Origin of the sequence: Neobacillus novalis NBRC 102450, assembly GCF_001591805.1 — a bacterium.
GTDB classification, from domain to species: Bacteria; Bacillota; Bacilli; order Bacillales; family Cytobacillaceae; genus Neobacillus; species Neobacillus novalis.
On sequence record NZ_BCVP01000015.1, the window covers coordinates 81,099 to 107,733 of the forward strand.

30 protein-coding genes are annotated in these 26,635 nt (G+C 42.1%); 21 read left to right on the plus strand and 9 right to left on the minus strand.

Translation table 11 applies throughout. The features are described 5' to 3' along the window. The first annotated feature begins 19 nt into the window (after positions 1–19). From nadE to BANVL01_RS12540, 11 genes are all read left to right on the plus strand, one after another. Positions 20–835 carry an NAD(+) synthase gene (nadE, locus tag BANVL01_RS12495; RefSeq protein ID WP_066091543.1) on the plus strand — a complete coding sequence of 272 codons (816 nt, stop codon included), beginning with the start codon at positions 20–22 and terminating at the stop codon, positions 833–835. A gap of 168 nt (positions 836–1,003) precedes the next feature. After that, the gene (locus BANVL01_RS12500; protein WP_066091540.1) at positions 1,004–1,795 is read left to right on the plus strand and encodes a membrane-associated sensor domain-containing protein; all 792 of its coding nucleotides are present in this window, start codon (positions 1,004–1,006) and stop codon (positions 1,793–1,795) included. Between the two features lie 166 nt (positions 1,796–1,961). Continuing rightward, positions 1,962–2,114: a hypothetical protein gene (locus tag BANVL01_RS27240; RefSeq protein WP_156482273.1), complete on the plus strand. Its 153-nt coding sequence runs from the start codon at positions 1,962–1,964 to the stop codon at positions 2,112–2,114. Beyond that, on the plus strand, positions 2,081–2,341 hold the full coding sequence (locus BANVL01_RS27245; protein ID WP_169803176.1) for a hypothetical protein: 261 nt from the start codon (positions 2,081–2,083) through the stop codon (positions 2,339–2,341). The genes BANVL01_RS27240 and BANVL01_RS27245 overlap by 34 nt, the downstream gene beginning before the upstream one ends. A gap of 147 nt (positions 2,342–2,488) precedes the next feature. Further along, positions 2,489–3,313: an amino acid ABC transporter substrate-binding protein gene (locus BANVL01_RS12510; RefSeq protein WP_066091532.1), complete on the plus strand. Its 825-nt coding sequence runs from the start codon at positions 2,489–2,491 to the stop codon at positions 3,311–3,313. Next, a complete protein-coding gene (locus BANVL01_RS12515; protein WP_066091529.1) occupies positions 3,300–3,995 on the plus strand; it encodes an amino acid ABC transporter permease in 696 nt (231 codons plus the stop codon). Before BANVL01_RS12510 ends, BANVL01_RS12515 begins: the two co-directional genes overlap by 14 nt. Before the next feature lie 105 nt (positions 3,996–4,100). Beyond that, positions 4,101–4,835, plus strand: a complete 735-nt coding sequence (locus BANVL01_RS12520; protein WP_066091526.1) for an amino acid ABC transporter ATP-binding protein — start codon at positions 4,101–4,103, stop codon at positions 4,833–4,835. Between the two features lie 249 nt (positions 4,836–5,084). Further along, positions 5,085–5,630, plus strand: coding sequence for an NfeD family protein (locus BANVL01_RS12525; protein ID WP_066091523.1), 546 nt, complete (start codon positions 5,085–5,087; stop codon positions 5,628–5,630). Positions 5,631–5,648: 18 nt separating this feature from the next. Further along, positions 5,649–7,169, plus strand: a complete 1,521-nt coding sequence (gene floT, locus BANVL01_RS12530) for a flotillin lipid rafts scaffold protein FloT (protein ID WP_066091520.1) — start codon at positions 5,649–5,651, stop codon at positions 7,167–7,169. Between the two features lie 355 nt (positions 7,170–7,524). Next, complete coding sequence (locus BANVL01_RS12535) at positions 7,525–8,235, plus strand: response regulator transcription factor (protein WP_172800877.1); 711 nt, start codon at positions 7,525–7,527, stop codon at positions 8,233–8,235. Next, positions 8,213–9,586 carry a sensor histidine kinase gene (locus tag BANVL01_RS12540; RefSeq protein ID WP_066091517.1) on the plus strand — a complete coding sequence of 458 codons (1,374 nt, stop codon included), beginning with the start codon at positions 8,213–8,215 and terminating at the stop codon, positions 9,584–9,586. The genes BANVL01_RS12535 and BANVL01_RS12540 overlap by 23 nt, the downstream gene beginning before the upstream one ends. 38 nt (positions 9,587–9,624) lie before the next feature. Here the strand turns inward: BANVL01_RS12540 and BANVL01_RS12545 are convergent, their stop codons facing one another. From BANVL01_RS12545 to BANVL01_RS12565, 5 genes are all read right to left on the minus strand, one after another. Next, positions 9,625–10,383: a (S)-benzoin forming benzil reductase gene (locus tag BANVL01_RS12545; protein ID WP_066091513.1), complete on the minus strand. Its 759-nt coding sequence runs from the start codon at positions 10,381–10,383 to the stop codon at positions 9,625–9,627. A 93-nt stretch (positions 10,384–10,476) separates the two neighbouring features. Then, on the minus strand, positions 10,477–11,220 hold the full coding sequence (locus BANVL01_RS12550; protein WP_066091511.1) for an ABC transporter ATP-binding protein: 744 nt from the start codon (positions 11,218–11,220) through the stop codon (positions 10,477–10,479). After that, positions 11,217–11,915: an ABC transporter permease gene (locus tag BANVL01_RS12555; protein ID WP_066091509.1), complete on the minus strand. Its 699-nt coding sequence runs from the start codon at positions 11,913–11,915 to the stop codon at positions 11,217–11,219. The genes BANVL01_RS12550 and BANVL01_RS12555 overlap by 4 nt, the downstream gene beginning before the upstream one ends. 76 nt (positions 11,916–11,991) lie before the next feature. Beyond that, complete coding sequence (locus BANVL01_RS12560) at positions 11,992–12,861, minus strand: ABC transporter substrate-binding protein (protein WP_066091507.1); 870 nt, start codon at positions 12,859–12,861, stop codon at positions 11,992–11,994. Further along, the gene (locus tag BANVL01_RS12565) at positions 12,855–13,793 is read right to left on the minus strand and encodes a helix-turn-helix transcriptional regulator (protein WP_066091506.1); all 939 of its coding nucleotides are present in this window, start codon (positions 13,791–13,793) and stop codon (positions 12,855–12,857) included. Before BANVL01_RS12565 ends, BANVL01_RS12560 begins: the two co-directional genes overlap by 7 nt. Positions 13,794–14,085: 292 nt before the next feature. On the opposite strand from BANVL01_RS12565, the gene BANVL01_RS12570 reads away from it, so the two are divergent. Beyond that, positions 14,086–14,748 (plus strand): FMN-dependent NADH-azoreductase, encoded by a 663-nt coding sequence (locus BANVL01_RS12570; RefSeq protein WP_066091504.1) that lies wholly within the window; start codon positions 14,086–14,088, stop codon positions 14,746–14,748. A gap of 179 nt (positions 14,749–14,927) precedes the next feature. Here the strand turns inward: BANVL01_RS12570 and BANVL01_RS12575 are convergent, their stop codons facing one another. Then, positions 14,928–15,710, minus strand: coding sequence for an undecaprenyl-diphosphate phosphatase (locus tag BANVL01_RS12575; RefSeq protein WP_066091502.1), 783 nt, complete (start codon positions 15,708–15,710; stop codon positions 14,928–14,930). A gap of 174 nt (positions 15,711–15,884) precedes the next feature. Between BANVL01_RS12575 and BANVL01_RS12580 the strand changes: the two genes are divergently transcribed. Continuing rightward, positions 15,885–16,652 (plus strand): DUF4931 domain-containing protein, encoded by a 768-nt coding sequence (locus BANVL01_RS12580; protein ID WP_066091500.1) that lies wholly within the window; start codon positions 15,885–15,887, stop codon positions 16,650–16,652. Between the two features lie 108 nt (positions 16,653–16,760). Next, positions 16,761–17,930 carry an FtsW/RodA/SpoVE family cell cycle protein gene (locus BANVL01_RS12585; protein WP_066091499.1) on the plus strand — a complete coding sequence of 390 codons (1,170 nt, stop codon included), beginning with the start codon at positions 16,761–16,763 and terminating at the stop codon, positions 17,928–17,930. Between the two features lie 58 nt (positions 17,931–17,988). On the opposite strand, the gene BANVL01_RS12590 is transcribed toward BANVL01_RS12585, so the two are convergent. From BANVL01_RS12590 to BANVL01_RS26755, 3 genes are all read right to left on the minus strand, one after another. Continuing rightward, positions 17,989–18,327: a spore coat protein gene (locus tag BANVL01_RS12590; RefSeq protein ID WP_066091497.1), complete on the minus strand. Its 339-nt coding sequence runs from the start codon at positions 18,325–18,327 to the stop codon at positions 17,989–17,991. 18 nt (positions 18,328–18,345) lie between these two features. Continuing rightward, complete coding sequence (locus BANVL01_RS12595; RefSeq protein WP_066091495.1) at positions 18,346–18,639, minus strand: hypothetical protein; 294 nt, start codon at positions 18,637–18,639, stop codon at positions 18,346–18,348. A gap of 104 nt (positions 18,640–18,743) precedes the next feature. Next, a complete protein-coding gene (locus BANVL01_RS26755) occupies positions 18,744–18,875 on the minus strand; it encodes a YuzL family protein (protein WP_024031016.1) in 132 nt (43 codons plus the stop codon). 211 nt (positions 18,876–19,086) lie between these two features. Between BANVL01_RS26755 and BANVL01_RS12600 the strand changes: the two genes are divergently transcribed. The 7 genes from BANVL01_RS12600 (at position 19,087) to BANVL01_RS12630 (ending at position 26,552) form a co-directional block, all read left to right on the plus strand. Then, complete coding sequence (locus tag BANVL01_RS12600; protein ID WP_066096900.1) at positions 19,087–21,471, plus strand: 3-hydroxyacyl-CoA dehydrogenase/enoyl-CoA hydratase family protein; 2,385 nt, start codon at positions 19,087–19,089, stop codon at positions 21,469–21,471. A 168-nt stretch (positions 21,472–21,639) separates the two neighbouring features. After that, on the plus strand, positions 21,640–22,815 hold the full coding sequence (locus BANVL01_RS12605) for an acetyl-CoA C-acetyltransferase (RefSeq protein WP_066091493.1): 1,176 nt from the start codon (positions 21,640–21,642) through the stop codon (positions 22,813–22,815). A gap of 21 nt (positions 22,816–22,836) precedes the next feature. Then, positions 22,837–24,621 carry an acyl-CoA dehydrogenase FadE gene (locus BANVL01_RS12610; RefSeq protein WP_066091492.1) on the plus strand — a complete coding sequence of 595 codons (1,785 nt, stop codon included), beginning with the start codon at positions 22,837–22,839 and terminating at the stop codon, positions 24,619–24,621. Between the two features lie 234 nt (positions 24,622–24,855). Beyond that, positions 24,856–25,212 (plus strand): arsenate reductase family protein, encoded by a 357-nt coding sequence (locus BANVL01_RS12615; RefSeq protein WP_066091490.1) that lies wholly within the window; start codon positions 24,856–24,858, stop codon positions 25,210–25,212. A gap of 70 nt (positions 25,213–25,282) precedes the next feature. Further along, the gene (gene gcvH, locus BANVL01_RS12620; protein WP_066091489.1) at positions 25,283–25,666 is read left to right on the plus strand and encodes a glycine cleavage system protein GcvH; all 384 of its coding nucleotides are present in this window, start codon (positions 25,283–25,285) and stop codon (positions 25,664–25,666) included. A 213-nt stretch (positions 25,667–25,879) separates the two neighbouring features. Then, on the plus strand, positions 25,880–26,236 hold the full coding sequence (locus BANVL01_RS12625; RefSeq protein ID WP_066091487.1) for a toprim domain-containing protein: 357 nt from the start codon (positions 25,880–25,882) through the stop codon (positions 26,234–26,236). A 7-nt stretch (positions 26,237–26,243) separates the two neighbouring features. After that, entirely contained in the window at positions 26,244–26,552 is a 309-nt protein-coding gene (locus tag BANVL01_RS12630) for a thioredoxin family protein (protein WP_066091485.1), read from the plus strand. Positions 26,553–26,635: the final 83 nt, after the last annotated feature.

Below are 26,635 nucleotides of genomic sequence, written 5' to 3' on the forward strand. Positions count from 1 at the left end.
TAGCTAGGGGGCTCAAGTAATGAGTTTGCAAGTACAGATAATGAAGGAGTTACATATCACCGCAAACATTAATCCAAAAGAGGAAATTCGTAAACGGGTTGACTTTTTGAAAAAATATTTGTTAAAAACGAAGGCAAACGGATATGTGTTAGGAATCAGCGGCGGTCAGGATTCCACACTTGCCGGACGGCTGGCGCAGCTTGCCGTCGAGGAGCTGAGAAGTGAAGGGACGAAAGCTGTATTTATTGCGGTCCGCCTTCCCTATGGTTTCCAGCAGGATGAGGAAGATGCCAAACGTGCATTAGCGTTTATCCAGGCTGACCGTGATCTGATTTTTAATGTTAAGGCGGCTGTTGATGAAGTGCAAAAAGAATATGACTCCGAGGCCGGACATCTTAGCGATTATCAAAAAGGCAATGTTAAGGCAAGAATGAGAATGATTGCCCAATATGCCGTCGGCGGCATGGAAGGGCTCCTTGTCATCGGCACAGACCATGCGGCAGAAGCAGTCAGCGGATTTTATACAAAGTATGGCGACGGCGGGGCAGATGTCCTGCCATTAACAGGTCTGACCAAACGCCAAGGGAAAGCCTTGCTCATCGAGCTTGGCGCCGAAGAACGCCTCTATTTAAAGGTACCAACAGCAGACTTGCTCGATCAAAAACCCGGCCAGGCCGATGAAACCGAACTAGGCATCAGCTATGATGAACTCGACGATTACCTAGAAGGAAAGCCGGTGTCACAAGCAGCCGCAGAGAAAATTGAAAAGCGCTATATCGCCACCGAACATAAACGCAAGCTTCCGGCCAGTATGTTTGATGAATGGTGGAAATAATTTTAAAACGAGAGATTGCCATGTCCGGCAGTCTCTTTTTTGCCGGGATCCGCCTGATTACCCCAAAAAGGAGTTGTAAAATTCATAAAAACGCTATAAATATACCGGCAATTACGACCATTCGGACTCTATAATAAAGAAACAAAGAGTAAAAAGGATGGTATTAGCATGAAATCACAACTGACTGAAGGAAAATTTATTATCTATTCCATCCTAGCGATCATGCTGCTGATGGCTATCCACCTTTTCCAAACACAAATCCTAACCGTCTACAATCCTGACAACTATGTCGGCTTTCACACGATGCTGGAAAGTTTCAGCATCTCCATATCAGCCGTGATTTTCTTATACGGGCTAAAAAGCTTTGGAAGCACAAGGTCACGGCAAATGCTCCTCTTATCGTTTACTTTTTTTATTGTTGGGACGCTTGATCTTTTCCACAGCTTGTCCTTCAAAGGGATGCCCTATTTTATTACCGAAAGCTCAGTCGCAAAAGCAACCTGGTTTTGGGTAGCGGCAAGGGGCAGTCAGTCACTATTAGTTTTGTCGATGCTCTTGCTGCCAGAGCGAAAATTAAAACGGGACTACAGGGCTGGGATGTTAGTAACGGGTTTTTTCATCGTACTAATCATCGTGTTCGATATCTTTTATTTTGAAAAAAGCCTGCCCATACTTATGATGGAAGGCAAAGGAACGACTCTTTTAAAAAATTGTCTTGAATACGCTATCAGCTTCATCCTCTTTATATCCTTAATTATCACCTTATATCACTATCATATCGAAAAGAGTGAAGCGAAATTAGCCATCGCGCTCGCTTTTGTTTATTTGCTGCTGACAGAATTGATTTTCACCATCTATCAAAGTGTGTTTGATCTTGATAACTTTACAGGCCATATTTTTAAAGCGCTCGGTTTCTATTTCATCTTAAAAAGCTACTATTTTTCAAATTCAACTGAGTAACTAAACGTAGTAATGTAATCCACGCCAGGTTACTTACTATTTTTTCACTTCGACAATTTAGTCCTCTAATACTTTATCGCAATAAAATTTTCCATTGAAAAAGGATTGGTCCGAGCGTATCCTAGTAACATAATTATGAGAAGAACGCATCGAGAGGAGTTTCAACATGGGGAAAGCAAATAAATTAGGATTTTGGGTTTTAACGGCACTTGTCGTCGGCAATATGGTCGGTTCGGGAATTTTCATGCTGCCAAGGTCATTGTCAGAGGCAGCAAAGCCTATTTGGTGCCATACTTTATTTCTTCGGTTTATCAGCTAAAATTGGTGATAACAGGTGAAACCTATCAAGGGGTTAAATCTAGGGTTGCAGATGGTATCATTGCACTATTATCGACGATATATTCCCTCTGGGTGATTATATTCGGTACGGCTGATGTAAAAACATTTACGTATGGAATGATTTTATTAGCGAGCGGACTGATCTTTTATCGACCGAAATCAAAAAGGCGAACGAAAGTAAAACAAAACGAAATGTTATCAGCCTAACCTATCAGGATTCCCTGATAGGTTTTTATTTTTCCAAAAGGGGTAAAATAATCTTGAATCTCGAGGTTATTATCTTTGACAGAAATATAGGGATGTAATAAGATGATTAAATCCGAGAAAAACAATCAGAATTAAGGAGTTTGAAAAATGAAAAAATTATCCTTCCTTTTTGCATTATTATTAAGCTTTATGTTCATTTTGTCAGCATGTGGAACAAGCGGTGACAAAGCCACTAACGATAACAAGAAAACAGGAACTAATCAGTCTGCAGATCTATTGGAAAAAGTAAAAGCAGATGGAAAGATCTTAATTGGAACAGAAGGTACATATGCTCCATTTACTTTCCATGATTCATCTGGAAAACTGACTGGCTTCGATGTCGAGGTTGCTGAGGAAGTGGCTAAGCGTTTAGGAGTGAAAGTTGATTTCAAGGAAACACAATGGGATTCCTTATTTGCCGGCCTTGATGCGAAGCGTTTCGATATGATTGCCAACCAGGTGGGAATTCGCCCAGACCGTCAAGAAAAATATGATTTCTCTGATCCCTATATCAGTTCAGCGGGTGTCCTTATCGCTCATAAGGATAATGATAAAGTGAAAGCATTTGAAGACATTAAAGGATTAAAGGCAGCTCAATCACTAACTAGTAACTATGCAGATCTGGCAAAGAAATATGGCGCTATTCTTGTCGGTGTAGATGGCTTTACCCAAGCAGTCGATTTGATCACTTCGAAGCGTGTCGATGTACACATCAACGATAAGATTGCCTTTTTAGATTTTAAAAAGCAAAAGCCTAACGCACCGGTAAAGGTTGTTGCAACGGAAGCTGATGCTTCACACAGTGGCTTTATGTTTAGAAAAAATAATCAAACTCTTGTCGATGCAGTAAACAAAGCTTTAAAAGACATGATTGATGATGGCACTTATAAAAAAATCTCTGAGAAATGGTTTGGTGAAGATGTACTTAAATAGTATTTTTGCTGACCCGGAAAGAACAGCAAGATTAGTTGATATTGCCAAAACCTCCCTCCGGCCGCTGCTGGAGGGTGCTGTTATGAACACGATTCCCTTAACGATTATTTCATTTATTATTGGCTTGATTTTAGCTGTTCTAACAGCGCTCGCCCGGATTTCTCATGTGAAGTTCTTTCAAATCATTGCGAGAATCTATGTTTCAGCTATCCGGGGAACGCCCTTATTGGTGCAGTTATTTATCATTTTTTATGGGCTTCCGAATATCGGGGTAACCATCGATCCATTTATTTCGGCCGTCATTGGTTTTTCCCTAAGTGTAGGAGCGTACGCCTCGGAAATAATTAGGGCTGCGATTCTTTCAATCCCGAAAGGACAGTGGGAAGCGGGCTATTCGATTGGAATGTCATATACCCAGGCATTAAAACGAATCATCTTGCCGCAGGCAGCGCGAGTATCCCTACCGCCATTATCAAATTCGTTTATTAGTCTTGTAAAAGATACTTCACTCGCGTCCGTTGTCCTTGTTACCGAGATGTTCCGCCGCGCCCAGGAAATTACGGCGGCAAACTATGAATTCTTATTAGTCTATTCCGAGGCCGCACTTATTTATTGGGTGATTTGCTTCTTCCTTTCGGTGATTCAAGGGTTTATGGAAAGAAGATTAGATCGGTATGTGTGATTTGGAGGTTAGAAGACAGGTGTTAGAGGTGGGGCTTGAGGGACACGGCGAATGGTTGATTTTTCCTGTTCCAGCGATTTTAACCTTTTACAGGGGAGTTTTACGATGATTTCAATTAAAGGTTTATATAAGCAGTTTGGTCAATTAGAGGTCTTAAAAGGAATTAACCTAGAGGTCAAAAAAGGCCAGGTCATTGTTGTGATTGGACCGTCCGGATCTGGAAAGACGACAATGCTTCGCTGTTTGAACGTGCTGGAAACGCCGACAAAAGGGGTCATTTCCATTGAAGGACAAAGCCTTGATTTTTCGAAGTCGGTTTCGAAGAAGTCCGTCGCGTCCTTTCGCCGTTTAACAGGAATGGTTTTTCAAAACTATAATCTTTTCCCTCATAAAACTGCCCTTGAGAATGTGATGGAGGGTCCTGTGATTGTGAAAGGTGAGGATAAAACGGCAGTAAGGAAAAAGGCACAGGCACTGCTTGAAAAAGTAGGTATTGGCGACAAGATTGATTACTATCCTGCCCAGCTTTCAGGAGGTCAGCAGCAGCGTGTCGGCATTGCCCGCGCATTGGCTATGGAACCGGAGGTCATGCTGTTTGACGAGCCAACTTCCGCGCTCGACCCCGAGCTGGTAGGCGAAGTATTGAAGGTAATGAAAGATCTCGCCTTGGAAGGAATGACAATGATTGTCGTCACCCATGAAATGCGCTTTGCCCGCGAAGCAGCCGATGAAGTTATCTTCATGGACGGCGGTGTCGTCGTCGAACGAAACAAGCCTGAAGAGATCTTCACCCATCCAAAAGAGGAACGAACAAGAAAGTTTTTGAATATGATTCAGTAAGGTGCTATAGCCAGGTGCTATGGCACTTTTTTTTTTGACTTTGCCTTGTGCGAAATGTGTCGAAAGTTGTTAGGTTCTTTGGCTGGTAGAAAATGATAAAATATATGTGAATAATGAAACTTTTTCATTTTTCAACCGTATTACCCTGTATACATAACACAAAAGGAAGGGGAAGAGGCCATATGCTTAATTTTTTCTGAAATCTTTCCTTTGGATGTATTATCCTAATCAAAAAAAGGAGTGATGTTGATGGAGCCTTTTAGCATTCCTTTAGAAACAATTTATATGTATGGATTAATTATTGCAGGTATTTTAACGGTTTTATATGTTCTGTTTGCCGATGTGTTTCATTTTAATGGGACTGGAGACGGAGGGCTGCACTTCCTTAACCCTGTGCTGATTTTTGCCTTCGTGACCATCCTGTCTGCAAGCGGCTATTTGTTTGAACGGATATCATCTCTACATTATTTACTCATTTTAGGAATTTCAGCTGTTGCCGCATTTATTGTGGTAACCTTATTGAATGTCTTTGTGCTCGTCCCATTGTCTTCTGCGGAGGAATCGCTTGTCTATAAAGAATCGGACCTGCAAGGCCGTGTCGGGACAGTCATTACCTCGATCCCAGCGGATGGCTACGGTGAAGTGATGATTGAAAGTACGAGTGGCAGAATTGCCAAACCAGCTGTAAGCTTTGATGGCGACCAAATTCCCAATGGCACAAGCGTGCTTGTTGTCCAAGTGAAAGAAGGCGTGCTCCAGGTTACGGTTCACCATCAATTAGAAAGTTATATATAGATAAGGGGGAATAGAAAAATGGATTTTAACATTATTTGGGTCATCGTCGGGATTGTCGTACTTATTTTCCTTGCTTTAATTGGTGTTTTTATCACAAAGTACAGAACAGCAGGACCGGATGAGGCCTTGATTGTCACCGGTAGTTTTCTCGGAAACGGGAGTGTTCACGTGGATGAAGCCGGAAATAAAATCAAAATTATTCGCGGTGGCGGTAGCTTCATTTTACCAGTATTCCAACAAGCCAAACCGCTTAGCTTGCTTTCAAGTAAGCTTGAAGTAACCACACCAGAAGTTTATACCGAACAAGGTGTACCGGTGATGGCCGATGGTGTCGCGATTATTAAAATCGGCGGTTCAATCAGCGAAATTGCCACAGCAGCTGAACAATTTCTCGGTAAGCCAAAGGAAGACCGTGAGAATGAAGCAAGAGAAGTCCTTGAGGGTCATTTACGGTCGATTCTTGGCTCGATGACAGTCGAAGAAATTTACAAAAATCGCGATAAATTTTCCCAAGAGGTCCAACGGGTTGCCTCGCAGGATCTTGCTAAAATGGGCTTAGTGATTGTATCATTTACGATAAAAGATGTCCGTGACAAAAATGGCTACCTTGATTCACTTGGTAAACCGCGGATTGCTCAAGTAAAACGAGATGCCGATATTGCAACCGCTGAGGCGGAAAAAGAAACGCGGATTAAAAAAGCCGAAGCTTCTAAGGAAGCGAAGCGTAATGAATTAGAACGGTCAACAGAAATCGCTGAAGCGGAGAAAGTGAATCAGTTGAAAGTCGCTGAATTCCGCCGTGAACAGGATATTGCGAAAGCGAAAGCTGACCAAGCCTATGATCTTGAAACTGCAAGATCAAAACAGGATGTAATGGAACAAGAAATGCAAATCAAGATTATCGAAAGACAAAAACAAATTGAGTTAGAAGAAAAAGAAATTCTTCGTCGTGAACGTCAATATGATTCGGAAGTGAAGAAAAAGGCCGATGCTGACCGTTACTCCGTTGAGCAGTCTGCGGCAGCGAACAAGGCAAGGGAAATGGCAGAAGCGGAAGCCAATAAATACCGAATCGAAGCAATGGCAAAGGCAGAAGCCGAGCGGATTCGCCTCGACGGTCTTGCAAAAGCGGAAGCACAAAAGGCGCAGGGGTCAACAGAGGCCGAGATTATCCGCCTAAAAGGTTTGGCAGAAGCAGAAGCGAAAGAAAAAATCGCCGAAGCGTTCGAACAATTCGGTCAAGCAGCAATTCTCGACATGGTCATCAAAATGCTTCCTGAATACGCGAAGCAAGTGGCAGCCCCATTATCCAATATTGATAAGATCACTGTTGTCGATACAGGCGGCGGCTCGGGTGAAAATGGCGGCGCCAATAAAATCACCAGCTATGCAACCAACCTAATGGCAAGCCTGCAGGAATCTTTAAAGGCATCCAGCGGTATTGATGTAAAAGAGTTGATTGAAAACTACTCTGGTAAAGGCAATGTGAAGCGAAGCATTGAGGAATTGACAGAAGAAGTTAAGAAGAAAGACGAATAAATACGTTCAAAAGTCCTTATCGGGAAATGATAAGGACTTTTTTTATGCCAAAAAGTTATCAATTTAAAAATGTGCCCCCCAAAAAAAATAAGCGCCCCAGCGATCGGGACGCCCATACTATTTTAAAAAAAGAGAGGTTAAATTTGGGATGAGCAAGATGGTCGATCACCATGTACTGCATCAAAGAGCTGATAACCAAAACATTGGTGGTCTTTACGTTATCGACTCTTTCCTAACTACAATTACATCTTAGCGAGAAAGATTGAAGATGTTATGAAGAAGTTGTGGTGAATTTGTGAAGTTACAAACATCACAGACCCAAGATGATATAGTAAAGATATGGGGAGTGATAATAATGAAAATATTATTAGTTGACGATGAACGTAGAATTATAGAAGTTCTCGAAGCTTACCTTGAAAGAGAAGGCTATGAAATTCATAGCGCTGATAATGGAATTGATGCCCTAAAAAAGGCGAAAACAATAAATCCTGACCTGATTATTTTAGACCTCATGCTGCCCGATATTTCCGGCGAAGAGGTTTGCCGGCTGGTGCGGAAAGAATCGGACGTTCCAATCCTGATGCTGACCGCTAAATCGGCCGAGGATGACCGCATCAACGGTATCATCATGGGTGCGGACGACTATTTAACCAAACCATTCAGTCCAAGGGAAGTCGTCGTTCGCGTTCAAGCGATTTTAAGACGGGTGAAAAAGACGGAAAAGGTCGAACGACTTGAATTTAACGGCAGAAAACTAGCAATTGATTTAATAAAAAAAGAAGTAACCATCTGTGGCGACTCCGTTACCTTGACGCCGATTGAGTATAAACTATTAACCAATATGGCGGTCAATCCAGGCCGCGTTTACAGCCGGATGGACTTGTTAGAAAAAATTCAGGACGAAGGCATGTATTATGAAGGCTACGAACGCAGTGTTGATACCCATATCAAAAACCTTCGGAAAAAAATTGAAACAGACACAAGGCAGCCAGACTTTATCGTAACCGTTTTTGGGATGGGCTACAAATTTGGAGGGGTACTAGATGCTGCAAACGCTCCGGTCTAAAATACTATTTTATTTAGTGCTCATCTCGATGATCGGGATATTGATTGTCAGCTTTTTTATCCAATATGGCTTTGAAGAAAGCTTTAATAGCTATATAGACCGTAATCGCGAAAAAAAGATTGATAGAATTATCACGGAAATTGAGAAGGATTATCGAAAAAACGGCCATTTTACAAGTGACCCGGTGTTTGGATTTCTCCATGAACATGCGATGACCGATCAGCTCTATTTCCAATTGTATGATCGGTTTGGCCAATTGCAAATGGACTCCTCTAACATTCGCGGGATGTTAAATAGCCTCGGATTAACGGAACCGGCACCGGTTGGGGAAGAGTGGCACTCCAAAACCTATACACTAAAAGTCGATAATGCGATGATTGGAAGGCTCGTCGCCATCTATCCGAAAGGCTTAATTGACGATGAATATACCTTTATCCAAACGATTCAATTATACATTTATGCAGCCGTTTGCTTGACGATTGTGCTCGCCATTATCTTTAGTATACTTTTTTCGAAAAAATTAACTTCGGGTTTGAAAAAGCTATCGTTTGCCGCGGGTGAACTGCGGCAGCATAACCTTGATATTCGAATTCCATTGTCGGGATTACCAACAGAGGTAAAACAAATTGCTGTCTCTTTCAATAATCTTGCCGAGTCTCTCGAAAAGGAAGAAATGCTCCGCAAGCAATTTACCGGCGACCTCGCCCATGAACTACGGACACCGCTTGCGACGTTAAGAAGTCAAATCGAAGCCTATCAGGACGGAATATGGGAGCCGACACCCACGCGTCTACAGACAAGTCATGAAGAGCTGATGCGCTTAGTGAGGCTCGTTAATGAATTAGAAAAACTGCTTGCAGCAGAGAACCCGCAAATTCGACTCGAAAAAATCGAATTGGAAGCCGGCAGTGTACTGGCGGCATTATGGGAGATATTTATGCCATTGTTTAAGGAGAAGGGCGTCGGACTTCAGATTGAAGAACCGCCGCAGGAGGAAATGTTTGAGGCGGATAAAGACCGCTTAATGCAAATTCTCTCAAACATCTTAAATAACGCGCTGAAATATACACCTGAAGGAAAGAATGTTACGCTTTCGGTGGTAACGGAAAAAGAAGGTTATGTTGGCTTCCGGATTCAAGATGAAGGCTCAGGCATGAATGAGGACGACATCCCGCATATTTTCGAACGCTTCTACCGCGGCGACAAATCGCGCGACCGCAAAACAGGCGGCGTCGGCATTGGACTCTCAATCGTAAAAGCGTTGATGGATGCCCACAAAGGGGTCGTCAAGGTGAAAAGCAGGTTGAATAAGGGGACTAGCATTACCTTGTGGTTTCCGCAGGAAAATTAGAAAGAAGGCCTCTGCCATGTGCAGGGGCCTTCTTCCGTTTATTCTAATAAATCTTTTATATTATACACTTTTCCACTTTCAACGTTGCCGCTGAGAACCAAATCCACTAAAGCGTCCGCGACCACATCTGCAGCAAGCAGCATATTTTTTTCCTTATATTCGATAAATTTTTCTAAATCCCTAAAGGCTGTCTTGGACGAGGATCTAATCGTTTCCTGCATATTTGTATCCATGATGCCAGGACTGAAGGCGATTATCGTATTGTTGGTTTTCAGTTCCACTTGCTCTAAGGCGGCCGTTTGAGTGAACATATTTATGCCTGCCTTTGCGCTGCAATACACACTCCAGCCTTCAATCGGGCGGACGGCTGCCCCTGAGCTTACATTAATAACCTGAACCTTTGTATTCGTTGATTGTGCTTTATTAAAAAATAAATTGCTGATAAGAATGGGCGCTATTAAATTTACCTGGATGTTGCTAATTATTGGTGTTTGATCTAAATTTCCAACCGTTTCGATCGGCTCTACCACACCGGCATTATTAAATAGAAGAATTTCATGTGGTTCCTTTTGAAAAAGACTATGAGCAATTTCCATAAAAACTTCCTGTACTTCATTTTCTAACGAGAGGTTGCAGGAATAATGCTTATAATAAAGGTCATTTTCTAAAGCCAGCTCTTTGATTTCTTTATTTTCAGTTCGGGATACAGATACAATCGAGATTTGTTCATGGATAAGCCGTTTGGCAATCGCTGCACCTAACCCTTTGGATGCTCCGGTAATAACTGCATATTTCATTGAAAAACTCCCCCTTAGAACCTAGCTACATTTATTTTAAGCTTCAAGAAATTTTTAATCAAATAAAAAAGGGCAGCTCCCGAAGGAACTGCTTCAACGTGCAAGGGGATAGAATTTCTTCCACTCGTTTAGGAAGGATGCAGTGGAAGAATTAGGATGTTCCAGGACCCGAGGGGTGGGTCCGGATTGTTTTACTTCACCATTGACGATAATCGCCAGTCGATTCGTGAGATAGTTAATCTCCATTAAATCATGGCTGACAAATACAGCCGTTGTTCGGGCTGTTTCAATAATGCCCTTGAAATCTTCCATTAACTTAATTTTTGTTGGAAAGTCTAAAGCGGAAAATGGTTCATCGAGAAAAAGGATTTCTGGCTCAACAATCATTGCCCGCGCTAAGTTAACCCGCTGCGCCTCGCCGCCGGATAAATAAAGGGCGTTTTTCTTCGCCAAATGACTGATGCCAAACAGCTCCAGCCAATGAGCCACTTTATCCTTAATGTCTCCTTTGGGTAGTTTTCTTAAGGTCAAGCCAATGGCGATATTATGAAAAACAGTTCCATCAAGAAGCAATGATTGCTGCAGGGCAATCGAGAACTTTCTTCTTAGCTCAAGCGGCACATTCCCCTTTGGGATGACCTTACCCCGGTAGAGGATTTCACCACCCGATTGCTTCTCAAGAAAAGCTAATACCTTAAGCAGAGTGCTTTTTCCGGCACCGTTTGGGCCCATAATCCCAAGAAATTCACCGGCACAAATCTGGAATTCAGGAATATCAAGAATCGTTTTATTCTGGGCTTTAACGGTAATATTGTTCAGCTCAACTAACGGGTTCATGATATTCGCTTCCTTTGCTGTAAAAATGTTAACGCGGCCGTAATCAACAGGGCAAGGGATAATAAAATAAACGACAGGGCCAAGGCAATATCAAAATTACCTTTGGAAACTTCCATCACAATCGTCGTCGTTAAGATTCTAGTATCACCAAGAATATTTCCGCCGACCATCATCGCGGCACCAACCTCGGCGATGACGCGGCCAAAACCGGCCATGATGGCCGCCAAAATCGCAATTTTCAGTTGCTTGATTAGGATGATCAATGTCTGCATTCTTGTTGCTCCAAGTGCTTTAATTTGCAGGAGCATCTTCTCGCTGATTTGCTGGAATGCCGTACATGTCAGGCTTGTAACAATCGGTAAACTCACTAAAATTTGCGCCATGACAATCGCTGTCGGTGAATAGAGGAGGGTTAGATCTCCTAATGGGCCGGATCGCCATAACAGCATCGTAATCCACAGCCCGGCAACAACAGGAGGCAGCCCCATCCCGATATTAATAAATAATAATAGAATCCTGCGGCCTTTGAATCTAGTTAAACCAAGGAAAATTCCAAGCGGCAATCCGATAAACGTACTAATCAGAATGGAAATAAGACAGACCTTTAGTGTCAGCCAGGTAATCGCAAAAACTTCCCTGTCACCGGAAAGGATCATATCTATCGCTTTTTTTATTCCATCTATGAGTAGTTCCATAAACGTAATGCCTCCAGGATTCCCTTTAGAAGTAGGATAGGAAGGAGGTCTCAGGGGCCCCCGTTCCTAGTGAAAATTATTCAGTGTATTTAAAGAATAACGATTGGCCGTATTCTTTCTTACCAAATTCTTCAATCACGTCTTGCGTTTTGCTGTCTATCATAAAGTTTACAAATTTTTCAGCGTCTTTACTATTCACTTTATCATGTTTTTCAGGATTTACTTGCATTACGTGATAGATGTTCATTAAATCCTTTCCACCTTCAACGACGATTTGCAAGGTATCCAAATTCTTTTCTTGGGCTAACCATGTTGCACGGTCTGTTAACACATAACCTTTTTTCTCAGCAGCAACCTGTAACGTTTGTCCCATGCCTTGTCCTGTTGATACATACCAATCGCCAGCTGGTTTAATGTTTTCAGCCGTCCAGATCCCAAGTTCCTTTTTATGTGTGCCGGAATCATCGCCGCGGGAAACAAAAGTAGCTTTGCTGTCTGCTAATTTTTTGAAGGCGGCTTTAATATCGTCGCCGCTGACACCAGCTGGATTTTCCTTCGGTCCTACCAAAATAAAGTCGTTATACATTACGCGCTTGTAGTTGATTGCATTTCCTGCATCGACTACTTCCTTTTCAGCCGCTGGAGCATGCACAAGCAGGACATCTGCTTCACCTTTTGTGCCCATTTCTAATGCTTGACCTGTCCCGACTGCAATTGTTTTAACTTTCACATTGTTTTCTTTTTCAAACATTGGGACTAATACATCTAATAAACCGCTGTCCTGTGTACTTGTTGTCGTGGCGAGAATCATTTCCGTTGGCGCTGGTTTCGGTGCTGTTTTTTTCTCTTTTGCAGCAGCTGTATCTTTTGTGTCCGTGTTTCCGCAAGCTGATAAAACTAATAGCATCAAAGCAAATAGGACTGTAAAATAACGTTTTCTTAACATGTTGTTTCCTCCGTTTTTCTAGTTTGATAAGTAATTTTTCCTAATTCTTGAATCGAATAGCCGTCTAAATCGGTTAAGCTATTTTTAAAGTTGTCCGACTGCAAGTAATCGATCAACTCTGTCAAGCATTGCTTGTTTTCAGCGGTAAACCGGAATACAAGATCAAAGTTTTCTTTCGCGACTGGAATGAAATCCAGTCCTAGGTGGCTGGCGGCCGACTGAATTCCAAAGGTAACATCCGCCATGCCCCTGCTTATGTAGGACGCTGCGGACAAGTGGTTCCATTCTTCGGTACCGTAACCGTTAATTTGCCGAGGATCAATTCCATAGCTTGAAAGCTTGGAGTCTAGTAAAAACCTTGTCCCGGCCCCTTTTTGGCGGTTAATAAATTGAACATCTTTTCTAGTAAGATCATGAAAGTCTTGAATTTTTTTCGGATTACCGCCCGCAACGATAAAGCCTTGTTCTCTTGCGGCCAATCTCAGCACCAAAATCGATTCGTAAACAAACAGCTGATGGATAAAGGGCAGATTATATTCCTGTGATGTTGGATCTAATAGATGAATGGCGGCAATATCGCACTGCCCCCGGTAAAGCATCATTAAACCTTCCAGACTGCCTATGTACGAAGGCTGAATCTGTAAGTTTAGCGCGCTTGCCGCTTGTTTAGTGAAATGTTCGACAAGAAAATCATGACTGCCGGATAACCTAATTGATAAGGCCGGCATAATCGGAAGTGGTTCAGACGTATTTTTCTTTGCCGGAGCTTTTGTATTCTCCTTATATCTTTCAAGCTCGGCCTGTTCAATCCGCATTTTATTGCCGATTTTAAAGGCTTGGAGCTCGCCTCTTTTAATCAACTCATAAACAGTATGTTTGGAGATTTGAAAGATTTGCGCCACTTCATCCGGTGTATAAGCCTTGCCCTCCATAACGAAGTTCCCTCCTTTTTCCTAATTTTAAAAAAATCATATCATATTGGATGTGACTTTTGTTAAGTTTTGTTGTGTTTCGTTTAGTTTCGTTTAAGATTGTCACGAACTGTTCAAAATATCTAAGAATGCGCCCGCAATAACAAGCTAATTTTTTCAAAAATGATGGATTCAAAAGTAAGAAATTCACAATTTTTTCATAAACTTCACGGATTGTTCAATACTGAGCAAGTTAGTTTGTTGTAGTATAGTAATAGAAGAAAAAATTTGTGGTAAAAGGGAAGGGATCTACATGCCAAAGCTTATTTATATTACTGCTAATCCAAAACCAGATAGTAAACTTTCAAAAGGAATGCAGATTGGCGAAGTATTTTTAGAAGAGTTCAAAAATGTCCAGCCGGATGTTGAAATTGAGCATATGCACTTATATGATATGGATATCCCAGAAATCGATATGGACCTATTATATGGGCGCGCAAAATTATCCTTTATGGGCTACACAAAAGAGCAACTTTCCGAGGCAGAGCGGACGAAGCTGGAAAAAATGCATGCGCTCGCTGATCGCTTTATTGCTGCGGATTATTATGTGTTTGTTACACCGATTTGGAATCTCGGCGCCCCAGCTATCCTAAAAACGTTTATGGATTGTCTATTTATTGCTGAAAAAACGTTTACGAACACTGCCGATGGCCCTAAAGGACTACTAACCGGCAGGAAGGCGATTCACATTCAAACACGCGGCGGCATTTATTCGAGCGGACCTATGGTTGAATTTGAAATGGGCGACCGCTATTTAATGAAAGCGTTGAAATTCCTTGGCTTTGACGTAATGGAAACGGTTGTGGCTGAGGGAATGGACCATTTTCCAAAAAAGGTACCAGAAATTATGGCCAAAGCGAAAGAACAAGCAGTGGAAGCCGCAAGAGTTATGGCAAAACAGACGGTTACACAATAAAAATGAGCGACTCGATGACTCGAGTCGCTTTTTAGTACCCAAATTGTTACTAACATTTCAATTACTCGCGAATTTAGCAGCTTTACTCGCGAATTCCTCACTTTTACTCGCAAATCTCATGCCTTTACTCGCGAATTCCACGGTTTTACTCGCAAATCCATTTTCCGAACCTCTTCATGCTAAAATTTACCCGTAAATTGGAAAACCAAGACGAGTACACCTAATGCCCAGACATAGTACGCGAAAGGTTTCAATGAATGTTTCCTCAAATAGCCAATCATCCACTTAACCGCGATATACCCGAAGATGGCAGAAGAGACAATACCAACAAGCAAGGCTGATAAAGAAATTTCCTCACCAGCGCCGCTCAGTAAATCCTTCGTTTGCAGGACAATCGCCCCGGCAATCGCCGGTGTTGACAATAGGAAGGAAAAATAGGCAGCCGTTTCGCGGTCTAATTTACGCCAAAGCGCAGCAACAATCGTCATTCCGGAACGGGAAATGGCTGGCATAATCGCAACTGCCTGAAAAGTGCCAATGATAAACGCATCCTTGTAGCTGATATTGTCCATTTTTTTATGGCCGTTTTTCGCGGAATCAGCAAGCCACAAGAATATCCCAGTCAGCAAAAACTCCCAGCCAATCGTAACCCCTGTCTTTGAAATTTCATCAATATAATCCTTAAAGGCGAGCCCGAAGATAACGGCGGGTATCGTCCCGACAACCAACAAAAACGTTAATTTACTAAACGGATTTTTAATAATTTTTATAAATTCAGCCTTATAAAAAACAAAGACAGCCAGTAAGGTCCCAACATGCAGCATCGTATCGAGCAAAAGCCCCGCTTCCTCTAAACCAAATAAATTCCTGCCTAAATAAAGATGCCCCGTACTGCTAATCGGTAAAAATTCCGTTAACCCTTGGATAATTCCGAGAATAAGTGCTTCCAGTTTTGTTAACATAAAAAACCTCTCATTCTAAAATAATGATAAGCCTGTACATTTAATAGATATGCAAAAAGAATCAATTTAATGAGGCATTGATTTACCGATGAAATTAATAAAACAAAATTAGTGCAAATGAAACGCCTTCTCCCATAAAATAGAAATATAACCTGTTGAGAGGAGAAACGCATTTTGGCAAATTCTCATCTGCATTTTAATACGTCAATCGGTGTTAAAAAGCCGGAAAATATTCGAAACAAGCAGCAGGCCTGCCCATTTTGCGAACGAGATCAGCTTACCGACCTCATCGCTGTCGAAGGACCGATTATTCTTTTGAAAAATAAATTTCCTGTTTTGGAAAATGCTTATCAAACCGTGTTAATTGAAACGGATGATTGCCAGGCTGAATTATCGACCTACACAAAAGCGCATTTACATAGGTTGATCAAGTTCGGTATCAAGCATTGGCTGGAGATGGAGGAAACCGGCAGCTATCGCTCGGTTATTTTTTTCAAAAATCATGGACCATTGTCGGGCGGAACACTGGCCCATCCACATATGCAGATTGTTGGCTTGCATGATATTGACTATAAGGAAAAGGTAACCCATGAAATGTTTGAAGGAATAGTGATTGCTGCAGTTGATGGGGGTCCCAGGTTTACGCTGTCGACAAAACCGCGGGTTGGATTTTATGAGTTTAATATTGAGATGGAGGATTCCAGCTACCAGGAAAGCTTTTCGGAATACGTGCAAATAGCTGTTCACTATATTTTGAACCATTTTCCATTCAAGGCATCGAGCTATAATGTCTTTTTTCATCATATTGATGATAAAATTTATGCAAAGGTAGTCTCTCGATTTGTTACTACCCCGCTTTATATCGGATATGGCATTCCCCAAGTGCCGAATAATCTGGAGTGGATGGCCGACGAGGTGAGAAGAATTTATTTTAATATGTAGGACATTGGATGTAAATAAAGCCATTCATGGTTTAGAAGTTGTGATTTCCCGTTTTTAAAAATATAATGAAGGAATGTAAAGTTCTTTTTTAAGGTGGAGACTAGAAAATTGACTTCAAATAAAAACACAACTTCTAAACTGGATTACAGTCTTGTTCTTATATTATTACTTTTGTTTTTGGCGAGCTGTGCCGCAATTTATAGTGCCCAATCAAGCGGGCAATACGATCGAAACTTTTTAATTTTTCAAATTGGCTGGTATGTTGTCGGCTGCATTATCATTGGGGTTGTAATGACCTTTGATTCTGACCAGCTGCGAAAGCTTACCTGGTATGTTTACGGTTTTGGGATTCTTCTTCTTATCCTCTTAATCCTTGCGCCAGAGTCGATTGCCCCAAGACTCAATGGCTCTAAAAACTGGTTTAAGCTTCCTGGAATTGGTACGATACAGCCCTCAGAGTTTGTCAAGGTATTCATCATCCTTGGCCTTGCATGGGTTATTGACAAGCATCATCTAAAAAACACGCTAAAGACGATTCAATCTGATTTATGGCTGTTAATCAAGATGGGTATCGTAACAATGGTACCGTTAGTGTTGATAATCAAGGAGGACTTGGGAACAGGGCTTGTCTTTCTGGCGATTTTAGTAGGGATGGTTTTTATCTCGGGAATCACCTGGAAGTTGCTAGTACCGATATTCTCAGTAGGTATTGTAGTTGTTGGAACGATTTTTTATTTTGTATTATGGAATCCGGCAGTTCTAGAAAAATATCTCGGCGTGCAGGAATACCAATTCGGCCGGATTTATTCATGGCTTGATCCTTACAATTACCAGAGTTCGACTGGCTATCAGCTGACAAAATCGATGCTTGCAATCGGCTCAGGGCAGACGAGCGGCAAAGGCCTAGGCAACCGTGAAGTCTATTTGCCAGAAAGCCAAACGGATTTTATTTTTAGTGTTGTCGGCGAGGAGTATGGCTTTATTGGTGCCAGTGTGTTAATCAGTTTGTTTTTCTTGCTGATTTACCATATTACCAAGGTTGGAATGGAAACAAAGAATAATTTCTACACCTATATATGTGTCGGAGTCATCAGCATGATAACTTTCCACGTTTTCCAAAATATCGGCATGACGATTGGCGTGCTGCCAATCACCGGTATTCCGCTTCCATTTATCAGTTACGGCGGGAGCGCGTTAATGGGGAATATGATGGGCCTAGGTTTGATATTCTCAATCCGTTATCATTATAAAAAATATATGTTTTCAACAACAGCATAATATTGTTAATCAACACAGAAATAAAAACCGGAGGGAAAATTCCCTCCGGTTTTTTACTTTATTGTACTGTCCCGCCACTCGGAAACTGATTCGTATACCCTTGGAACTGCTGGTACGATTGCTGCAGCTTTTGTTGATTGGCTTGCTCAATCGCATACCAGCCTTTTCTAAACATCAGATCATAAAGATCACGCTGGCATTGCTGTGTTTCCGTGAAAATCTGCATAATGTCCTGGTACAATCCTTGATGGCTAGCTTCATGCATTGCCATGCTATAGGAGGTAGTCATATATTTTTCTGTTGTCAGTAAATCATTAATGAAATCACGCTCATTCATTTGCGGTGTCTTCGGGACTTGTGTTTCTGGGTTTTGAATCTTTTGTTGGTTCTGGTTCATCGATTTTACCCTCTTTTCCTATTGCATATTATTAAGCGGCTGCTGCTGACTAGCGTGTGCGCCCAAGTGTTGAAGCAGCTGCTGGTAATGACGCTGGTGCATTTGGCCGCACTTTTCTGCCTCTGACTTCAGCTCAGGATCCTGGCACTGAGCCGCAAAAAAGTGCGCTTTCTTGGCTGAGAGTAAATTCCACGACATCATATCGGTTAAATAAAGCGAATCCTTTGTTGAAACGACTCCTGGCGGCTGCTGCATCGTCATTTGCTGATTTTGCATGTTCATGTTTGGCATATTCATATTTTGCTGCTGCATAATACCCCTCCTGATTAAGTGAACTATTTACGACTTTATGTTTTCTCAAATAGGAATTTTTATACAAGCATAAAAAACAGGCTGAAGCACTCAGCCTGTTTCAACTATCGCTTGTATTGGTTATTCTGGCTGTTTTGTTTGTCTTTCCCAGCGGCTTCGTATCCCGGACCGCCATTGCCCTTCACACTAGCGGCACTTACACCTGCTTTGGAAGGATCCTTTTTCACTCGCGCCATCGTTATCACCTCAAGAATTAGCTTGCCCAACAAAGACATTTATTTTACGAAAAATAAAAGTTCGAAAAAAATTCAATTTTCCGCATTTATCTGTTGCAGGAATTTTCAAAATCTTTTATAGTAAATAGTAGCAGAACTCATTCATTTGTGAATTTTTTTTGACAAAAAAATGAATGAACATTCATTCAAAGCGTTGAAGGGGGAGACAATGTTGAACCAATTGATTAAAAAAGCAGCTGTACTGGGGTCCGGAGTAATGGGTGCAGGAATAGCCGCCCATCTAGCAAATATCGGCATTCCAACATTATTATTGGATATCGTGCCGCGCGAATTAACGAAAGAAGAGGAAGCAAAGGGACTTACATTAGCAGATAAACAAGTACGCAATCGTATCAGTGCTGCCAACATCGAAAAATTATTAAAGCAAAAGCCAGCACCGCTGGCCGTTAAGAAGAACATTGCGCTTATTGAACCAGGAAACCTTGAAGACGATTTAGTCACGCTGAAAGATGTTGATTGGGTGATCGAAGTGGTTGTTGAAAACCTCAACGTCAAAAAACAAGTTTTTGAAAAAGTCGACCAATATCGTAAGCCTGGCAGCATTATCAGCTCCAACACCTCTGGAATTTCAGTGGAAGCGATGGTCGAAGGACGTACCGACGATTTTAAAAAGCATTTTCTTGGAACCCACTTCTTTAACCCGCCGCGCTATCTGAAATTACTGGAAGTGATTCCGACTCAATATACGGCTCCAGAAGTCCTTTCGTTTATGAAAACCTTTGGTGAGGATGTGTTAGGAAAAGGCGTTGTTGAGGCAAAGGATACACCAAACTTTATTGCCAACCGAATTGGCACCTATGGCCTCCTTGTTACCGTTCAAGAAATGCTAAAGGGCGGTTACGGCGTTGGCGAGGTAGATTCAATCACTGGTCCGTTAATTGGCCGGGCGAAAAGCGCCACCTTCCGCACCCTTGATGTTGTCGGTTTGGATACCTTCTATCAAGTTGCCAATAATGTGTATGAAAAAGTCGCAGGCAAAGAAAAAGAAGTTTTCGCAGTACCGGAATTTATGAAGAAAATGCTTGATAATGGATGGCTTGGAAGCAAATCCGGACAAGGCTTCTTTTTGAAAAAAGGCAAAGAGATTCTTGAACTCGATCCAGTAACATTAGAATACGGCCCACGCAAAAAACTGACTACGCCTTCCGTTGAGCTGAGCAAGCAGGAAAAGGGCACAGCGAATAAATTGAAAGCGCTTGTATTTGCAGGTGACCGTGCCGGACAATTCTTATGGAATACCTTATCGGCCTCGCTCGTTTACTCTGCACAGCTTCTTGGGGAAATTGCTGAGACAATCGTCGACATTGACCGTGCAATGAAATGGGGCTTCGGCTGGGATATGGGTCCATTCGAAGCATGGGATGCCATTGGTGTTGAAAAATCCGTCAAAAAACTGGCAGAAGCCGGTGTGGAAGTTCCAGGATGGGTAACAGAAATGCTGGAAAAAGGAAATTCATCCTTCTATTTAGAAGAAAATGGCGAACTGTTCTTCTATCATAACGGTCAATATCGATTGGTAGAATCCAATCCAAAGGCAATCGACCTTAAAAAGATGAAGAAACAAAAAGGTGTTATTAAAAAGAACAGCGGAGCGAGCTTAATTGATCTTGGCGATGGCGTTGCGCTGTTAGAATTCCATTCACCAAACAACGCAATTGGTCTCGATATCGTCCAAATGATAAATTTTGCTGTGGATGAAGTCGAAAAAAACTATAAAGGTCTTGTCATCGGCAACCAAGGAAAGAACTTCTGTGTCGGTGCGAACCTGGCGATGATGTTAATGGAAGTGCAGGATGACAATATTTATGAACTGGATATGATTGTCCGCCATCTTCATAGTGCTTTGTTGAAGGTAAAATACAGCTCGAAGCCGGTTGTCGCTGCCCCATTTGGGATGACACTTGGCGGAGGAGCAGAGGTTTGTCTGCCAACAGCACACATCCAAGCATCAGCCGAAACGTATATGGGCCTTGTTGAAGTCGGTGTTGGCCTGCTCCCTGGCGGCGGTGGTAACAAAGAGCTTTACATGAAGCACTTAGAAAACCTGCCAAACGGCGTCCCATTTGACTTGCAAAATGTGGTCAACAAAGTGTTTGAAACAATTGCGATGGCGAAGGTTTCCACGTCTGCCGAAGAAGCGCGGGAAAATAATTTCTTAGATTCTTCTGATGGAATCAGCGTTAACAGTGACCATTTAATTTATGATGCAAAACAAGCCGTCCTTTCGCTCCATGAACAAGGCTATAAGCCAAAAGTGCGCAGAAAGGTTCCGGTAGTCGGGGAAACTGGCTATGCGACGTTGCTGCTTGGTGCCGAAGCGATGCGTTTATCCGGCTATATTTCTGAGCATGACTTAAAAATTGCGAAAAAAATTGCTTATGTAATCGCCGGCGGTAAAGTGCCGTTTGGAACAGAAGTCGATGAGCAATATTTATTAGATTTAGAAAGAGAGGCTTTCCTAAGCCTGATAGCAGAACCAAAATCACAGCAGCGCATGCAGCATATGCTTGTGAAGGGGAAACCGTTAAGAAACTAATTTTTACACAAGGGGTTAGACCCTACTGTCAAAAAATGTAGAGCACGAGTGCAGGGGGTCAGACCCCTCTGCCAAAATCTCGTGAAATAAATAGTTTAGAGCGAGAGGTCAGACCCCCTAAAAATAGAGTCGTATTTTTCAAATATGAAAGAAAGTGAGGGAACTTGCATGAGAGAAGCGGTAATCGTTGCCGGAGCGCGTACCCCGGTTGGTAAGGCAAAGAAAGGAACGCTTGCCCATGTTCGTCCTGATGATTTGGGAGCATTGGTGGTAAAGGAAACATTAAGGCGTGCTGGAAATTATGAAGGAAATATTGATGATTTAATCATTGGCTGTGCAATGCCGGAAGCAGAGCAAGGCAATAACATGGCCCGCAATATTGGAGCATTAGCAGGGCTTCCATATACGGTTCCTGCCATTACCATTAATCGTTTCTGTTCTTCAGGATTACAGGCAATCGCCTATGCGGCACAGGGAATCATGCTTGGACACACTGACACAGCCATCGCCGGCGGCGCAGAATCGATGAGCCTGATCCCGATGATGGGGCATGTCGTCCGTCCAAATATCAAACTAGCAGAAACAGCTCCGCAATATTATATGGGTATGGGTCATACCGCAGAACAAGTAGCGCTGAAATATGGAATTTCGCGCGAAGATCAAGACGCTTTTGCGGTAAGAAGTCATCAGCGTGCAGCGAAAGCGATTGCGGAAGGCAAATTTGTTGATGAAATCGTACCAGTAGATGTAACGATTCGTACGGTTAGCGATGACAATAAACTCGTTGAAAAAACCATTCAATTTTCGCAGGACGAAGGAGTTCGTCCAGATACAAACCTTGAAGCACTTGCGAAACTTCGACCTGCCTTCTCGGTAACCGGTTCAGTAACTGCAGGAAATGCCTCGCAAACAAGTGACGGGGCTGCAGCACTGATGGTGATGGATCGTGAAAAGGCCGAATCACTTGGCTTAAAACCATTAGCAAAATTCAGGTCGTTTGCGGTTGGCGGCGTCCCGCCGGAAATTATGGGTGTCGGTCCAGTTGTTGCGATTCCAAAAGCCGTCAAGCTCGCTGGTCTTGAGCTTTCAGACATTAACCTTTTCGAATTGAATGAAGCCTTTGCCTCGCAATCGCTACAAGTTATTCGCGAGCTTGGGCTAAATGATGAAATCGTGAACGTAAATGGCGGCGCGATTGCCCTTGGTCACCCGCTTGGCTGTACGGGAGCAAAGTTAACACTGTCACTTATACATGAATTAAAGCGCAGAAACGAGCAATTCGGTGTTGTGACGATGTGTATTGGCGGCGGCATGGGTGCTGCGGGGGTATTTGAGTTACTTTAACAAGATTAGGAGGAAATTTCCATGACAAACGAAACAAAAAAGTTCATTAAAGGCGGCAGCTTTTTAATCGAAGATATTTCGTATCAAGATATGTTAACACCAGAAGACTTTACCGAAGAGCATTTAATGATTGCCAAGACTGCTGAAGACTTTGTTGAAAAAGAAGTTCTTCCACAGCTTGAATATTTAGAAAAACATGAATTCGATCGGACTGTCAAGCTGCTTAAAAAAGCAGGTGAACTCGGTCTTTTAGCGGCAGATGTACCAGAAGAATATGAAGGGCTCGCCTTAGATAAAATTACTTCTTCCCTGCTTACGGAAAAAATGTCCAGGGCCGGCGGTTTCTCACTTTCACACGGAGCACACGTTGGAATTGGTTCCCTGCCAATCGTGTTATTCGGAAATGATGCGCAAAAGCAAAAGTATTTGCCTGCTCTTGCTTCAGGTGAACAGCTTGCTGCCTACGCATTAACCGAGCCAGGCTCAGGTTCCGATGCCCTTGGCGCAAGAACAACTGCCAAATTAAACTCCGAAGGTACCCACTATATCCTAAACGGTGAAAAGCAATGGATCACCAATGCCGGCTTTGCCGATATCTTTGTAGTTTATGCAAAAATAGATGGCGAGCACTTCACCGCCTTTATCGTGGAAAGAGAGTTCCCGGGCGTTTCCACTGGCGCTGAAGAGAAGAAAATGGGGATTAAGAGCTCATCTACTCGTACGCTTATTTTAGAGGATGTTCCTGTCCCAGTTGAAAATTTATTAGGTGAATATGGCCGCGGTCATGTGATTGCGTTTAATATCTTAAATATCGGACGTTATAAACTAGCAGTCGGCGCCGTCGGCGGGTCAAAAAGTGCATTTGAAATGACGGTAAAATATGCAAATGGCCGCCAGCAATTCAAAACACCGATTTCTCAGTTCAATTTAACAAAAGAAAAATTCGGCACGATTGGCTCGAAGATTTATGCCGCAGAAAGCTCCGTATACCGCACAGTTGGACTATATGAAGATAATCAAGGCCAGCTTTCAACAGAAGATGCCAAAGATATTAAAAAAGTGGCGGATTCGATTGCTGAATATGCAATCGAGTGCTCGGTTAATAAATTCTTTGCCAGTGAAGTGTTAGATTATGTCGTCGACGAAGGCGTACAAATTCATGGAGGATACGGCTTTATGCAAGAGTATCCAATTGAAAGGGCCTACCGTGATTCCCGCATCAACCGGATTTTTGAAGGAACGAACGAAATCAACCGTCTATTGGTGCCAGGCACCTTCTTGAAAAAGGCATTCAAAGGCGAGCTGCCATTATTCCAAAAAGCAATGGTGCTTCAAGAGGAACTTATGATGTTAATGCCAGAAGAGCCAGGCGATGAGCCGCTTGCGCAGGAAAAACATCTTGTAAAAAATGCGAAAAAGATCGGCTTATTAGCTGCTGGATTGGCCGCGCAAAAATTTGGCAAAGCGCTTGAAAAAGAGCAGGAAATTCTTGCTAATATTGCGGATATTGCTTCAAATGTATACGCAATGGAATCTGTGATGTTACGTACCGAAAAGGCGATTGCTAAAGACGGCTTAGAAAAGAGCAATCAAAAGCTTCTGTATACGCAAATCTTCTGTCAGGAAGCCTTCAATAAAATTGAAGCAGATGCTAAAGAAACATTAATAGCGATTGAACAGGGCGATACGCTTCGGATGATGTTGTCGTCACTTCGTAAATTTACCCGTCACACTCCAATCAACGTGATTGCGAAAAAACGTGAAGCTGCCGACGTGATAATTGAAGCTGAACGTTATATCGTATAATGAATTTGGGCCCCTTCATTTAGAGGGGCTCATTTTCAGCATATAGCTTTTCAATCAAGAATTAGTGCTCGTTTTCTTTATAAAATAATTTTTGACTTAATGCAGGATTTTTACGAAATTAGTCGAATTTCATTTGTGAAGCAGCATTATTTTTTGCGTTAGAATAAAGATATGGTAATATTCAAGTGACGCATAAAAAGTCATGGCAGGTTTGGCAGGAGGGCGGTGAAACGAATGTCACTAACATTTTACTGGTATCCGAAATGCGGTACATGTCGAAATGCGAAAAAATGGCTGGATGCACACCATCTGTCCTATGAAGAAGTACATATTGTTGAAAATCCTCCGTCACGTGCGGAATTGCAGGGATTTTTTCAAAAAAGCGGTCTCGAATTAAAGAAATTTTTTAATACAAGCGGATTAAAATATCGCGAATTAGGGCTAAAAGATAAAATGAAGTCTGCTTCTGAGGATGAACTGCTTAATATCCTTGCATCTGACGGGATGTTAATCAAAAGGCCGATTTTAACCGATGGAGAACACGTCACAGTGGGCTTTAAAGAGGAAGAGTACGAAAAAATGTGGCTGTGAGCATTTACTAACGGAAATCGATTTATTTCGATGATAGATTTAAGAAAAAACAATGGAGGGATTTTTGCTAATGAGTACACCAAAAGAATTACGTTATTCTGAAGAACATGAATGGGTTAAGGTTGAAGGGGAAAGAGTGCGCGTCGGAATCACGGACTTTGCACAGCATGAATTAGGCGATATCGTATTTGTTGAGCTTCCTGATGTCGGCGATGAGATTTCGGCTGACGAACCATTTGGCAGTGTTGAATCTGTTAAGACTGTTTCCGAGCTTTACGCACCAGTAAGTGGAAAAGTAGTGGAAGTAAATGAAGATTTAAGCGACAGCCCAGAATTTGTTAATGAATCACCATATGAAAAAGCATGGATGGTTGTCATTGAACTATCTGACTCAAGCGAGCTTGACAAGCTGATGACTGCTGAACAATATGAAGCGATGACTAAGGAAGACTAATCATAATTAGAAGAAGCACTTTTCGAAGGTGCTTTTTCTCTTATATTACCACCTTTTCTTTCGCTTTAAATTGGGAAGTATATAATAAAATCGGACAAATTCCTATTTTTAAGATGACAATAGTGCTATAGTTAACATACTAAGAAGAAGAACACACGTAATTAATATTTTAGAATATGTTAACATAAACAACTTCTATTACAGGTGATGGATATGAATGATTCGTATGTTGACAAAGTTCTTATTGTTGAAGGAAAGTCAGATAAAAATAAGGTAAAGCGGATTGTAAAGGAACCAGTAGAAATCATTTGTACAAATGGAACCATCAGTTTTACGAAATTAGATGAATGGATTGAATTTCTTGAAGACAAGGATGTCTATATTCTTGTTGATGCGGATAAAGCTGGCGAAAAGCTTCGCAAGCAATTTAAACGGGAATTCCCCCAAGCTGAACATTTATATATTGACCGGATGTATCGCGAGGTCGCAACTGCCCCGGTGCACCACTTGGCGACTGTTCTAATGGGCGCGAATATTGATGTTCATACAGAGTTTTTAGAAATGGGTTAGTGAGCATATGAATGAATGGAGTCGAAATGATTTAGGTGCTTTTCTTGATAATCAAGAAAGCGGCCTGCTATATTTTTATACCCCTCTTTGCGGCACCTGTCAGGTGGCTTCAAGGATGCTAGTCGTGCTTGAGGAACTTGTAAAGGTTAATATGGGAAAAATGAACTTGAATTTTTATCCCGATATTGCTGCAGATTTTGGCATCGAGAGTGTCCCATGCCTGCTAATTGTGCAAAAAGGCAAGGTCAAAGAAACTATTTACGCTTTTCATTCCGTGCCATATTTACTTGAAAAAACAAAACAATATCTCACTTAAGCAGATGCAGATTGCATCTGTTTTTTTGGTGGGGAATTTTGACTCCAGAGTGCCCGTGGGAATGAAAAAAAGCATCGCCCGGG